This window comes from Ruminococcus sp. 5_1_39BFAA (genome assembly GCF_964240875.1).
GTDB lineage: Bacteria > Bacillota > Clostridia > Lachnospirales > Lachnospiraceae > Blautia_A.
In genome coordinates this window covers 87,479-101,656 of the sequence record NZ_CAXSVO010000006.1, presented here as the reverse complement: position 1 = coordinate 101,656, position 14,178 = coordinate 87,479, and the positions used below count along the sequence as shown (strand labels likewise).

Below are 14,178 nucleotides of genomic sequence, written 5' to 3'. Positions count from 1 at the left end.
TCAAAATCCTTCCTATGGGCAATGATTCCGCGCAAATAAGGCGCGAGATCACTGCCCTGTATGCTTCAGCCGACCAATTATAAAACCGGAGTATTATTTACACCCTGCTGTGAGGTAACGGGCTTTGCTTTGTCCTGGAGTTCTTCCATTTGAGGGATATCTCCGATGACATTTTCTGCAAGCCAGTCCATAGTCACGATTTCTTCCGGTGTCAGGCTGCGGTTTGGATCGTCCTGAACAACCTTGTTCTGTGAATATAGAATGCCGGAAAACGGGTTAAATTCGCCGGAAAGTATAGTACTCTTTAATAGTTCTATCAGACGTTTTGTTCCGATTGGAAGGTTTTGGGAACAAATGACATCAATAACGCCTGCAGACATTCCCCACCAGTAATTGATAGCCTTCTTTGCAGCCGTGTTGTCATCGTATTTCCATGTCCCGTCCATGATGGTACGGATCAGACGTTCATAAAATATGCCCCAGTGCCACAGCGGCATGGCAAGACTTCTTGGATAATTGTGGCTGATATCGTACAATCCGAAATATCTGGATGCCTCCTCCGGAATTACCATATCTTTGCCGGAGATGATGGACACTTGATTCTTATGGAAGTTCTCCATATAGTCCACGTCTTTCTTTGAAGTCCATTCCAGATAAACGGTGGCCCTTGGGTTGATGATCTTGGCGCCCAGGGCAAAGGCATTGATATCGGCAATGGAACCACGAATGGGATAGTCAGCCAGGTACCCAAGACGGTCATTTTCCGTCATAGCTCCTGCGATAGCGCCCATAAGGAATTTGGCTTCGTGCATACGGGAGTAGTAAGTACGTATATATCTGTGAGAGGTATTCAGGGAGCAATTGAGGATCTTTACATTCGGGTGGGCAATTGCCGCCTTTACGCTGGCCTGTACAAATGCCGGTGTAGTCGTAAAAATAATGTTGCATCCGCCTTCAATAGCGCTCTCTATGGTAGCTTCTACATTTTCCTGGTTCACATTTTCATAATAAACCGTAGTCACCTCGTCCGAAAATGCCTGGTCCAGATGGAGACGACCAAGCTCGTGGGCATAGGTCCATGCTGAGGAAGTAGTAGTTTTTTCATATATGAATGCAATCTTAAGTCTCGGAGAGCTTAAAGGAAGAAGCCGGTTGAGAAGCGGCGCTTTTTCCTGCGTAGGATCCAGCTTCAGATCAATTTCTTCCTCTTCTTCGCACAGGCAGAATTCCTCCCAGCTCTTTACGATCAATTCTTTTAATTCATTGGTAGTCTTTTTCACAAGGGAATCAAAACCATAAATGTCCACAAAAGCCAGAAAAGCATCTCCAGGAGTTATTTTGAGTTTTTTACCGCCCCGTGCTTCAAATTCCACAGAAAAACGATTATAGACAGAACTGAAATCTAACTTGTCTTCCTCTGTCCATTTCTCGCTTGGACCTTTTCCCACAGCGGCTTGCAGCCTGGCAAAGCTTCCAAGTTTGGAAAACCAGATGTAATTCACACCGGAAAGCTCATAAAAATCTACAAATTCATAGTAGATTTTATTTTCCTTTTCCTCTGTTTTTGGAGGAAGAATCCGGGTTACGTTTCCGGGGATGGAAACAGCTTCAAAGTATTTCAGTACACTGACACGTTTGTTTCCTTCTTCCACATAAAACTGGTTCATATATTCATAAGCTTTGATCGGATCCCGGATACCTTCAACCTCATGGCTGTGGCAAAGGCTTGCCCATTTCATGGCAAATTCCGTATCTTCTCTTAAAATCGGCATAAAGTTGGCCGCAAAAGCATTGCTCCTGCCGCCGGTCTTAGTTCCTACGATCTGGTCTATAGGAATCTGGACAAGCCCAAGGGGAACCTCCGAATAATTTCCGCGTGAGGGAAGAATTTCATCCAGGACCTTAAGAGTAGGTGATTTTCCCTTCATCAGGCAAGCCTGGTATTCTTTTTTTCCTGCTTTGTAGGCTTTGATGTAATCTTCTCTTCCAACCATATAATATCCCCCGTTTTCATTAATCATGATCTTTGAGTTCAATAACAATATAATCCGGTATATTTAAAAAATCAAGAGCTAAATTTTTGAGAGGAAATTGCAATATTTGTATCTCGCCATGGTTGGGGCGGTATGGTATGATATATAATAATGATATTTTAAATCAGAGGAAATAGATATGGAATATTTAGCACATATAAATGACGAAGGTGAGGAACAGCCGCTGAAGGATCATTTAAAGAATTCAGCCGTACTTTGTGGGAAGTTTGCAGATGGTTTTGGGGCATACGAGTGGGGATATTGCTGCGGCCTTTTACATGATCTGGGAAAATATTCCTTAAAATTCCAGAAAAGGATACGCGGTAGTGAAGAACAGGTTGATCATGCTACTGCAGGTGCGAGATTATGCTGGGATAAAAAGGGAATGTATCAATTTTTAAGTTACTGTATTGCGGGGCATCACACAGGTCTGCCTGATACGGGAGGCTCCAGTGATACAAGCGGTACAATGGCAGCAAGGATGAAAAAGAATCTGGAAAACTATCAGGATTATGAGAAAGAAATTGAAATACCTGTACTAAAAAATCCTCCATTTCGGCCGGTAAAGGAAGAAAATCAGGACTTCTTTTTAAGTATGCTGATAAGGATGTTATATTCCTGCCTTGTTGATGCGGACTATTTGGATACAGAGTTATTTATGAAAGGAAAAAGTATCAGAAATGGCGGAGAAGGTATAGGCATTTTATACGAAAAGCTTACAGCGCACATATCCGGATGGCTTAACAATCAGGATTTAGGCACGATCAATGGAAGAAGAACAGAAATTCTGAAGCATTGTATAGAAATGGGAAAGGCTGAAAGAGGACTGTTCAGGCTGACAGTTCCCACGGGAGGCGGGAAAACCATTGCATCGTTGGCTTTTGCGTTAAGGCATGCGAAAGAACATGATATGGAGCGTGTCATTTATGTGATTCCATATACAAGTATAATAGAGCAAAATGCAAAGATATTTGCCGATATATTGGGAAAAGATAATGTACTGGAAAATCATTGTAATATAGATTATGGGTCAAGCGAAGAGTTAAAGCCCATGCAACTCGCAGCAGAAAATTGGGACAAGCCGGTTATTGTTACTACCAATGTGCAGTTTTTTGAATCCCTGTTTTCCAACAAATCATCGAAATGCAGAAAATTGCACAATATAGCAAATAGCGTGATTGTTTTTGATGAGGCACAGATGCTTCCAAATGATTATCTGAAACCGTGTATCAGTGCCATGGAACAGTTGTTACGTCATTATCGCAGCAGCATTGTTTTATGTACGGCAACACAGCCTGCTTTGAAAAACTTATTGTCGCAGGAAATAAAGATTACGGAATTATGCCCCAGGATGGAGGAACAATTTTCTTTTTTCAAACGGGTATCGATAATTAATCTGAATAAGATATCAGAAGAAAATCTGATTGAGAGATTGGGGACAGAAGATCAGGCACTTTGCATATTGAATACGAAAAAGCGTGCGCAGAAAATTTATCAGAGTATAGAAGGTGAAGGTGTTTATCATTTATCAACGTCTATGTATCCTGCTCATAGAAAGACAGTGTTGAACAAAATCCGGGAACGGCTGCAAAAGCAGGAACGATGTGTGGTCATATCAACAAGCCTTGTTGAGGCGGGAGTTGACCTGGATTTTCAGACGGTATACAGACAATTGGCAGGAGCGGACTCCGTTATTCAGGCAGCAGGAAGATGCAATCGGGAAGGGAAAAGACCGTATTCTGAGTGCTTCACATATATTTTTAAATTGGATCAAAAGGAATATGTGCCGGGACAGCGGCTGCAAACGGACATTACAGAGAGCTTGCTTGAGGATAACAAAAACCTGGAGAATCTGGATACGATCAGATTGTATTTTGAGATGTTGTATCATCTTCGGGGAGAAAGTCTGGATAAAAAAGAAATTTTGGAAAAATTTAAAAAAAGAAATTTTCAATTTGCCAGAGTTGGGAAGGAGTTTCGTCTGATTGAGGAAAACACGAAAACAATTGTGATACCAAAAGAGGAAGAGGCACAAAAGATTTTAGAACAGTTAAAGACAAAAGGATTCACAAAAGAATTAATAAGAAAAATAGGTCCATTTTGTGTAAATGTTTATGAAGAGGATTTTCAAAAAATGTTTTCGGCAGGAATGCTAGGAGAGCTATCGGAGGATTTGAAGGACTATTTTGTGCTGAAAATCCCGGAAAAGTATACAGAGGAAATGGGGCTGGATTTGAATGTGGAATATGGAAGGGCTGTGATTTTTTAACGGAAAAGGGGAGGTACAATGCGTACTTCCCTTTTCCCAAAGGACAAAATAATAACAGCAAATATTTCAATCCACAATTGGAACTTCCAAAAGACAATATTAATATATCATAATATAAAAAAAAGTAAAAGAATTATTGACAATGATATATGCTGTATTATAATTATAAATAATAACAACAAATGAAATATAAAATATTAAATAAAAGGAGAGAATATGATTTTATATCATGGAAGCAGGGATATCGTTGAGTATCCGGAGGTACGGAAGGCTATGTTTAATAAGGATTTTTATTTCGGATTCTATTGTACGGCATATAGAAATCAGGCGGAACGATGGGCAATCAGGTACGAAAAAAAAGGGTATATCAATAAATACGAGTATACTCCAGATAGCAAATTGAGATATTTGAGATTCGACAATATGACAGAAGAATGGCTTGATTTTATTGTGGCGTGCAGATTAGGAACGCCACATACATTTGATATTGTAGAAGGCCCTATGGCAGATGATGCAATATTCAACTACGTGCAGAACTTCATTGATAAAAAGATATCAAGAGCGGCTTTCTGGGAACTGGCGAAATTTAATCATCCAACCCATCAAATTAGTTTTCATACGATTTCCGCTTTAAATACGTTGTCATTTAAAGAAAGCGAGGTAGTATATGGGAACAAAAAATAACAGCAGATTATTTTATACCTGCAGCTTAATTGAATTTATAGGAAGAAAAAAGAAAAGAAGCAGACAGGAAATCGTTGATTGTCTGGGAAAGGGTTCTGTGGAAAGAATCTATGAATATGCAGATGTTTTTCATTGCGAGCCAATAGAAAAGGTTGCGGCAGAATTCATTGAAGAATGTCAGATAAAAGATGGATCATTTGACAATGAGGGAGAATGCAGATACCGGGTGCCGGACTATTGGACGATTGGGGAAGTCTATGAAAGATTGATAGAGGACTGCTATTCAGATGACGATATAGTGGAAGGAATCTGGAAGGTATATCATTCGTGGATAGATGAAAGTATATCTGACTATAACACGGATTTCTATTTTCAACCTCGTGATTATATAGCGTCATGCTATATAAAAGGAACTATTTTATAGGATAAGGTGGTGAAACGATGTCAAAAGGAGTGAAGGTGAAGATCTGGGGCGATTACGCGCTGTTTTCCAGACCGGAGATGAAGGTGGAAAGATGTTCCTATGATGTTATGACACCTTCTGCTGCAAGAGGAATACTGGAGGCTATTTACTGGCACCCCGGAATGAGGTGGGTGATAGATCGGATTTATGTAAATAAGCCAATACAGTTTACCAGTGTCCGAAGAAACGAAGTCAAGAGCAAGGTCTCTGCCAATAATGTGCTGCCAGTGTATAATGGAAACCAGAAAAGACTTTACATAAGCAGTAAGGCAGAAATCGTGCAAAGAGCATCTTTATTGCTTAGGGATGTAGAGTATGTGGTCGAAGCACATTTTGAGATGACGGACAAGGCAAACGAAAGCGACAATCCGGGGAAATTTAAGGATATTATCATGCGGAGGATCAAGCGGGGAGAGTGTTTTCATACACCTTATTTTGGATGCAGAGAATTCCCGGTAAAATTTTGTTTGTGTGAGGATGATCAGATACTTACAGCGTATGAGAACGAAGAAGAGAAAGATTTAGGCTATATGTTATTTGACATGGATTATTCAGATCCTCAAAATATTCAGCCGATGTTTTTCAGGGCAATCATGAAAAAGGGAATCATCGACTTACAGAATTGTGAGGTGGTTCGATGATTTTACAGGCTTTAACAGAATATTATGAGACACTGTTGAAAAATGGAAAGGTTGCAAAACAAGGTTGGTGTAAGGCGAAAGTCTCCTTTGCATTAAACTTAGAGGTAGATGGCAGACTAAAAGGGGTTATTTTCTTAAAACAGGAGAAAGAGAGAGGGAAAAAGAAAGTATGGGAGTCAAGCTATATAATGGTTCCTCAGATGGTGGCCCGCTCCTCGGGAGTCTCAGCAAACTTTCTATGTGATAATTCAAAATATATTCTTGGCGTTGACGGAAAGGGAACGGGGAAAAGAATTAAGGAGTGCTTTGAAGCGGCCAGGGAAAAGCACTTAAAAATTCTGGCATCTTCAGATAGTGAGGCAGCAAGGGCTGTGAAAGCCTTTTTTCAGACATGGAATCCCGATAAAGCCAAAGAAAATGAAAAATTGCAGGAAATATGGGAAGAAATTACGGACGGAAGTAATTTGATTTTCATAATAAATGGAAGCTTTGCCCAAGATGATAAAGAGATTGTTAAGGCTTGGAAAAAATACCTGGAACAAGGAGAGGAAGAAAAAAATGGAATTTGCCTTGTGACAGGAAAAAATGACGAGATTGCAAGAATTCACCCAGTGATCAGAGGAGTACAGGGAGCGCAATCCAGCGGAGCGGCGCTGGTATCTTTTAATGCGTCGGCTTTCGAATCTTATGGAAAAGAACAAAGTTATAATGCACCCGTAGGAAAATATGCTGCTTTTGCTTATACTACTGCGTTAAATTATCTCTTAACACAAAAAGATTATGTCTTTCAATTTGGTGATACCACGATTGTGTTCTGGGCAGAAGATGGAGAAGAAATTTACCAGGACGTTTTTGAAATGTCGATCGAACCACAGAAGGACAATCAGGAAACAGTAAAAAATGTATTTCAGAATTTAAAAATGCAGAGAGCTATTAAGATTAACGGAGAAGAATTGGATGAGGATCAGAAATTCTACATATTAGGTCTGGCTCCGAATGCTGCAAGATTGTCGGTTCGGTTTTTTTATGAAAATAGTTTTGGAAATGTTTTGAAAAATATTCAGATGCACTATACTAGAATGAAGGTGGTAAAACCCTCCTGGGAAGTACGAGAGTATTTAGGGGTTGGCGGGATGTTGTATGAGACTGTCAATCAGAAATCGAGGGATAAAAAACCTGTACCGAATCTTCCGGGAGCAGTTTTGAAGGCGATTTTGGCAAATACGAAATATCCGGAAAATTTGTACAGTAATGTTATGATGCGAATACGCGCGGAACAGGGAAGGATCACATGGGGAAGGGCTGCGATCATAAAGGGGTATTTGGTTCAGAATCACCAATTAGAGAAGGAGGAAGAATTTGTGGGATTAAATCAGGAGACAAACGATACAGCATATATATTGGGAAGGATTTTTGCAGTGCTTGAAAGTGTACAGGAGGAGGCTAACCCAGGGATTAATGCAACTATAAAAGACAAATATTTTAATTCAGCCTGCGCGAATCCGGCTTCTGTATTTCCTATTTTAATGAAGTTAAAAAACAGTCATATTAGAAAGATTGAGAGGCAGAAAGAGGGTAAAAAAATATATTTTGAAAAATTGTTGACGGAGTTGATAGGAAAAATCACAGAGTTTCCCAAAACGCTCACATTGGAAGAACAAGGGCTTTTTATTTTAGGATATTATCATCAGACTCAAAAAAGGTACGAAAAAAAGGAGGAAGCGTAAATGAGTGAAGTAATTAAAAATCGATATGAATTTGTGGTTTTATTTGATGTTGAGAATGGAAATCCAAATGGAGATCCCGATGCAGGCAACATGCCAAGGATTGATCCTGAGACCGGATATGGTCTGGTTACAGACGTTTGTTTGAAGCGTAAGATCAGAAATTATGTAGAGACTGTAAAAGAAGGCGAGGCAGGTTATGACATTTATATTAAAGAAGATGTTCCGCTCAACAGAAGCGACAATAAAGCATATGAATATCTTGGTGTAAACGATAAGACGGTAAAGGAGCTTAAAAAGAAAGACCCTGAGGCAGATACGAAGATCAGGGATTTTATGTGCCAGAACTTTTATGATATTCGGACATTTGGTGCAGTTATGACCACATTTGTAAAAGCTTCTTTAAATTGCGGACAAGTTAGAGGACCTGTACAGTTGGGATTTGCCAGGAGTTTAGACCCAATTGTCAGTCAGGAAGTAACAATAACCAGAGTAGCAATTACTACAGAAAAAGATGCAGAAAGTAAGAGTACAGAAATGGGGCGAAAGAACATTGTTCCTTACGCATTGTATCGGGCAGAAGGATATATTTCGGCAAATCTGGCGAGAAGAGTCACTGGGTTTTCTGAGGATGATCTGGAACTTTTATGGGAAGCGATCATTAATATGTTTGAGAATGACCATTCAGCTGCACGAGGAAAAATGGCTGTGCGGGAGCTGATTGTATTTAAACATAGTAAAGAATTGGGAGATTGTCCTGCCTATAAATTATTTGATGCTATAGAAATAAATAGGAAAGAAGAAGTTGTATATCCAAGAAAATATCAGGATTACATGGTAAATATCCATAAGGAAATGATACCGGATACGGTGGAAATGATAAGGAAAATATAATGGAATACAGAGAAGAAGAATATCTGATGATTTCAGGGATTCAGCATTTTAAGTTTTGCAGGCGTCAATGGGCATTGATCCATATCGAGCAGCAGTGGGCAGAAAATGTACATACAGTTGTAGGGGAATTAATGCACAAGAAAGCGCACGATCCGGATTTAACAGAAAAAAGAAAAGATGTGTTGATTACGAGAGCACTTCCGGTTTCTTCGCGAATGCTTGGAATTAGCGGAGAATGTGATGTAGTAGAATTTCATAAAAAGGATGAGGGTGTGAAACTACATGGGCACAGAGGGTTTTATGAAATTTATCCAATAGAATATAAAAAAGGAAAACCAAAAGAGTCAGAGGAAGATATTTTGCAGTTGGTTGCACAGTCTATGTGTTTGGAGGAAATGTTTTCTGCTACTATTTCAGAAGGAGCACTTTTTTATGGTGAAACAAGGAGACGCGAAACTGTTAAAATTACGGAAGAATTAAAGCATCAGGTGGAAGACATGGTGAAGGAAATGCACCAGTATTATGAGAGAAGATATACGCCGCGGGTAAAGTACGGTAAGCATTGTAATGCCTGTTCATTAAAGGAAATCTGTATGCCGAAAATAGGGAAAATGTCTTCTGTGAAATGTTATATAAACCAGGCTTTGGAGGATATATAGTGAAAAAATTGTTGAATACATTATATGTAACATCGGAGGACAGTTATTTATCACTTGATGGAGAAAACGTAGTTATATCAGATAAGGGCTGTGAAATAGGGAGGCTTCCATTGCATAATCTGGAAGGGATTGTCTCGTTTGGTTATCGGGGGACAAGCCCGGCGCTGATGGGAGCATGTGCAGATCGCAATATTTCCTTATGCTACTTATCACCACAAGGAAAATTTTTGGCAAGAGTGATTGGAAAGGTTAAGGGAAATGTGATACTGAGACAACAGCAGTATAAGAGTTTCCTGGTTGAGGAAGAGAGCCTGGCCGTTGCAAAAAATTGTATTATTGGTAAGATTTATAATGCCAGGTGGGTCTTAGAAAGAGCAACAAGAGACCACAGTCTTCAGGTGGATATCGAGAAGCTGAAAGCATCCTCAGAGAATTTGAAAAATTCTTTGAATTATGTGCGTACCTGCCAATCGAAGGAGCAACTGCGAGGTTTTGAAGGAGAAGCAGCCCAAATATATTTTGGAGTTTTTGATGAGTTGATTCTCCAGCAAAAGAAGGATTTTGCATTCCACGGGAGAAGCAAACGTCCGCCGTTAGATAATGTAAATGCGTTACTCTCATTTGTATATACGTTACTGACAAATACAATTACTTCTGCATTGGAAACCGTAGGATTGGATCCTTATATAGGATGTCTTCACACTGAGCGTCCGGGGCGGGTATCCTTATCGTTAGATTTGATTGAGGAATTGCGGCCTGTGTTGGCTGACCGGTTTGTCTTATCTTTGATAAATAAGAAAATGGTTTCTAAAAAAGGTTTTAAGAAGAAAGAAAACGGTGCGGTTTTGATGGATGATGAAACCAGAAAGACGGTATTAGTCGAATGGCAAAACAAGAAAAAGGAAACCCTTACGCACCCGTTCCTGAAAGAAAAAGTTGAGTGGGGGATGGTTCCTTACGTTCAGGCAATGCTGCTGGCAAGATATCTGCGAGGAGACTTGGATGAGTATCCGCCATTTTTGTGGAAGTGAGGGAGATGCCAATGTTGGTATTAATTACATATGATGTAAATACGGAGACGGCAGCGGGAAAAGCACGTCTAAGAAAAGTGGCCAAGCAATGTGTGAATTATGGAAGGCGTGTGCAAAACTCAGTGTTTGAGTGTATTCTTGATAATGCACAGTGTATATTGTTGAAGTCAGCGTTATCAGATCTTATCGACAAAGAAACGGACAGTTTAAGGTTTTATTACTTAGGAAATAAGTATAAAACAAAAGTGGAAAGCATAGGTGTTGAACGAGGAAAAGCAGTGGATGATGTGTTGATACTATAATTGCTCGGTGCGAACAGCAAGCACACAAGAATTCACCGGGGCATTCGCACCTGAAATTTGCGAAAAAAGATGTAAATAGTTATTGAAATCTTTGACATTACAGAGTAGTTATCAAAGATATTTGTCAAAATCATCAAAATGGTATGGGATTGTTAAATACTAATTGTATGATTTTGCGGTCGCTCCCCTCGCGGGAGCGTGGATTGAAATTTCAATGGGCGGAGTCCAAAATGATGTGGCGGAAGGTCGCTCCCCTCGCGGGAGCGTGGATTGAAATTGATCGGGAATGGCGGAATTGACTTCGGCCAGATCGTCGCTCCCCTCGCGGGAGCGTGGATTGAAATAGGGGCCTATGACCCAGCAAATGGAACGGTACTAGTCGCTCCCCTCGCGGGAGCGTGGATTGAAATGGTCTATAACAATTCCTCAAACGGCACCGTTACGTCGCTCCCCTCGCGGGAGCGTGGATTGAAATTGTATCAAGCACTTACTGCACACTGGAGACAAAGTCGCTCCCCTCGCGGGAGCGTGGATTGAAATGCAAATGGATTTAAATCAGTGTATATCCCTACCGTCGCTCCCCTCGCGGGAGCGTGGATTGAAATGCCCTGATTGACAGCTTCGAGAGGGGATTATCCATGTCGCTCCCCTCGCGGGAGCGTGGATTGAAATCTTGCAAAAGCTTTTATTGCCGTGAAGATATCCGGTCGCTCCCCTCGCGGGAGCGTGGATTGAAATGTCAGTCAGCTCCGAAACCTATGAGAGCATAAAGTCGCTCCCCTCGCGGGAGCGTGGATTGAAATTTTATACTCCTCCAAAGTATCTACCTCATTTTCGGTCGCTCCCCTCGCGGGAGCGTGGATTGAAATATTATTATAGGTTACTGCGCTCCGGGCCGCCATAGTCGCTCCCCTCGCGGGAGCGTGGATTGAAATCGGAAGGTTGATTTGGGATGCGCTGGGAGCCACGGTCGCTCCCCTCGCGGGAGCGTGGATTGAAATAAAAACTCGGTCCCGGATACCTGGGAGCTGGATCGTCGCTCCCCTCGCGGGAGCGTGGATTGAAATCGTATGCAAACAGGCAAAAACAGCATTTTGCCATGGTCGCTCCCCTCGCGGGAGCGTGGATTGAAATACGCAAAAGGAAGCAGTGGCGCAAGCTGATGCGGTCGCTCCCCTCGCGGGAGCGTGGATTGAAATACAAAATGATTAACGACTATATAACCGGCAAACTGTCGCTCCCCTCGCGGGAGCGTGGATTGAAATTGAAAAGACACAGGAAACATCAAATGCTGGTAGGAGTCGCTCCCCTCGCGGGAGCGTGGATAATCTTATTTATTTTAAGAACGATTTAGGTTTCCTAAAACAGATATGGGCAGAACATCAAATAGCAAGGAAAATGAATGCGTATATTTAGGAAAAAGCGCTGCTTGTCATTGCAAAGAAAATAGGTTGAGGCTTGCCAAAACAACACGGAGTAAGTAATGAAAAAATACATGCTGCAGGAAAAAATCAAAACGTGAAATTAAAAACTGAAATGGAATACCTGAAGGATTAAAAAAAGCCCCGGGCATCTTTATGGGGCGTATCTGAACTATGATAATGAGACGAACCGACAGTATTATTCCCACCGGAATGACCATAACGGAGGCAGGGAGCGCGTGGGAATGGGCGTGCTGATGGCGCATTATTTACAAAAATATCCGGATGAAAAACTGCAGAAAAGTCTGTCGCTTTATATCAAATATGTTCTGCGTGAGCGGTTATCCTTTCCTGTGGAAAGCAATATCCACCACATGAGGTGGACTAGTCTATGCCTCTTTTATCAGAGATGGAAAAAAGGTTCAGGGAGCTGCATTCCGGTTTAGCTGTATGGTGCCTACGTGCCGGGAGTCCGTCCAGATGTGACGCTGCCGATCAGGCAGATGACCGGACATTTTCAGGCAGGGAATGTCGGGATTTCGTCAGACTCTATTGATATACTGTGATTACAGCAGGAGGTGAGACAAATGGAATGGGCAAAAGTGATCAGCAGGGCGACCAGATATATAGAAGACCATATCACAGAGGAGATCTCAACGGAGGATATTGCAAAAGAGGTGTGCATTTCACCTTTTTATTTTCAGAGGGGATTCAGCCTTCTGTGTGGGGTCACCATAGCAGAGTATATCCGATACAGGAGACTTTCTCTGGCTGGAAATGAGCTCGCCACGTCGGGGAAAAGGGTGATCGATGTTGCGCTGAAGTATGGCTATGATTCACCGGACAGCTTTGCAAAAGCCTTTACCAGATTCCATGGTGTTACACCGTCCATGGCGCAAAAGGGGGAAGGAATGCTGAAAACCTTTGCGCCGCTGAAGCTTAAAATATCAATGGAAGGCGGTTATATTATGGATTACAGGATCGTAAAGAAAGAGGAGTTTACTGTACTTGGAGTGGAAAAAACCTTTCGCTATGAGAGCGCAAAGGAAACGGTTCCCAACTTCTGGAGGGAGCACTACGAGACGGGAAAAGGGCAGTATGTGTGCGGAATGTTTGGCGTAAACATTGATGAAAAGATGGGAGGAGATACCTTTGAATATCTCATTGCGGACATTTATAATCCCATCCCTGACATCCCGGAAGGCTTTGTCACAAAGAAGATTCCCGCATTTACCTGGGCGGTATTCCCGTGCAGAGGCGCCATGCCCGAGGCACTTCAGGATGTGAACACAAAGATTTTTTCCGAGTGGCTTCCGGCACTGAACGGCTATGAATTTGCGGCAGGCTACTGCATTGAGATGTACGACGATGCCAGCAAATACCAGAACGGAACCCGGGATGAAAACTACTACTGCGAGATCTGGATCCCGGTGAAAAAGAAGTAAGAATTACGGGGATGCACGTTATAATTAAATAAAATCACACATAAGGTATCATAAGGTTTGGGACAGGAGGTTTCATGAAGGTAATCTCATATTTGTCGGATCTTATGATACCTTTTCTGTTGTTTTATGTGATTGGGTATGGGCTGCTGGAGAAGCGGGATATTTACGGGGATTTTCTGGACGGAGCCAAGGATGGGCTGAAAACGGTGGCGGGAATCTGCCCGACACTAATCGGCCTGATGACAGCGGTTGGCGTTCTGCGGGAGTCGGGTTTTCTGGATTTTTTGGGAGAGGTGCTGGGGAAAGTGACAGGGGCCGTGGGACTGCCGCCGGAGCTGGTGCCGCTGACAGTGGTGCGTATGTTTTCCTCCAGCGCAGCAACAGGGCTTTTGATCGATATTTTTAAGGAATTCGGGACGGAATCCGCAACGGGTCTTATGGCGGCGATCGTGCTTAGTTCCACGGAAAGTGTGTTTTATTGTATGAGCGTTTATTTCGGGTCAGTAAAGGTGGAAAAAACAAGGTATACTCTGGCGGGGGCGCTGCTTGCCACGGCAGCGGGAGTGGCGGCTGCCGTGTGGATCGTGGGGGTGATGGTGTAGGGGAGGCAGC

The 14,178-nt window shown here is 42.0% G+C and carries 12 protein-coding genes and 1 CRISPR repeat array; of the genes, 11 read left to right on the top strand and 1 reads right to left on the bottom strand.

Annotated features, from left to right (window positions below; translation table 11 throughout):
* Positions 1-77: 77 nt before the first annotated feature.
* The gene (locus tag ACESZH_RS09370; protein WP_373214604.1) at positions 78-1,994 is read right to left on the bottom strand and encodes a BMP family ABC transporter substrate-binding protein; all 1,917 of its coding nucleotides are present in this window, start codon (positions 1,992-1,994) and stop codon (positions 78-80) included.
* Between the two features lie 178 nt (positions 1,995-2,172).
* On the opposite strand from ACESZH_RS09370, the gene cas3 reads away from it, so the two are divergent.
* The 11 genes from cas3 to ACESZH_RS09315 all read left to right on the top strand — a co-directional run bounded on the left by cas3 (position 2,173) and on the right by ACESZH_RS09315 (position 14,168).
* Entirely contained in the window at positions 2,173-4,302 is a 2,130-nt protein-coding gene (gene cas3, locus ACESZH_RS09365; protein WP_373214606.1) for a CRISPR-associated helicase Cas3', read from the top strand.
* 216 nt (positions 4,303-4,518) lie between these two features.
* Positions 4,519-4,986 (top strand): DUF3990 domain-containing protein, encoded by a 468-nt coding sequence (locus ACESZH_RS09360; RefSeq protein ID WP_373214609.1) that lies wholly within the window; start codon positions 4,519-4,521, stop codon positions 4,984-4,986.
* Positions 4,970-5,410, top strand: a complete 441-nt coding sequence (locus ACESZH_RS09355) for a hypothetical protein (RefSeq protein WP_373214612.1) — start codon at positions 4,970-4,972, stop codon at positions 5,408-5,410. Before ACESZH_RS09360 ends, ACESZH_RS09355 begins: the two co-directional genes overlap by 17 nt.
* Before the next feature lie 17 nt (positions 5,411-5,427).
* Positions 5,428-6,090 (top strand): type I-C CRISPR-associated protein Cas5c, encoded by a 663-nt coding sequence (gene cas5c, locus ACESZH_RS09350; RefSeq protein ID WP_373214614.1) that lies wholly within the window; start codon positions 5,428-5,430, stop codon positions 6,088-6,090.
* Positions 6,087-7,817 (top strand): type I-C CRISPR-associated protein Cas8c/Csd1, encoded by a 1,731-nt coding sequence (gene cas8c / locus ACESZH_RS09345; protein ID WP_373214616.1) that lies wholly within the window; start codon positions 6,087-6,089, stop codon positions 7,815-7,817. Before cas5c ends, cas8c begins: the two co-directional genes overlap by 4 nt.
* Entirely contained in the window at positions 7,818-8,708 is an 891-nt protein-coding gene (cas7c, locus tag ACESZH_RS09340) for a type I-C CRISPR-associated protein Cas7/Csd2 (RefSeq protein WP_373214617.1), read from the top strand. It begins immediately after the preceding gene.
* Complete coding sequence (gene cas4 / locus ACESZH_RS09335; protein WP_373214619.1) at positions 8,708-9,367, top strand: CRISPR-associated protein Cas4; 660 nt, start codon at positions 8,708-8,710, stop codon at positions 9,365-9,367. Before cas7c ends, cas4 begins: the two co-directional genes overlap by 1 nt.
* On the top strand, positions 9,367-10,398 hold the full coding sequence (gene cas1c / locus ACESZH_RS09330) for a type I-C CRISPR-associated endonuclease Cas1c (RefSeq protein WP_373214620.1): 1,032 nt from the start codon (positions 9,367-9,369) through the stop codon (positions 10,396-10,398). The genes cas4 and cas1c overlap by 1 nt, the downstream gene beginning before the upstream one ends.
* A gap of 11 nt (positions 10,399-10,409) precedes the next feature.
* A complete protein-coding gene (gene cas2, locus ACESZH_RS09325; protein WP_373214622.1) occupies positions 10,410-10,700 on the top strand; it encodes a CRISPR-associated endonuclease Cas2 in 291 nt (96 codons plus the stop codon).
* Positions 10,701-10,878: 178 nt separating this feature from the next.
* Positions 10,879-12,032: direct repeats of the CRISPR family, unit length 32 nt; unit sequence GTCGCTCCCCTCGCGGGAGCGTGGATTGAAAT.
* A gap of 676 nt (positions 12,033-12,708) precedes the next feature.
* Positions 12,709-13,566, top strand: coding sequence for a GyrI-like domain-containing protein (locus ACESZH_RS09320; RefSeq protein WP_373214624.1), 858 nt, complete (start codon positions 12,709-12,711; stop codon positions 13,564-13,566).
* A gap of 74 nt (positions 13,567-13,640) precedes the next feature.
* Positions 13,641-14,168, top strand: coding sequence for a nucleoside recognition domain-containing protein (locus ACESZH_RS09315; RefSeq protein WP_373214625.1), 528 nt, complete (start codon positions 13,641-13,643; stop codon positions 14,166-14,168).
* Positions 14,169-14,178 lie beyond the last annotated feature (10 nt).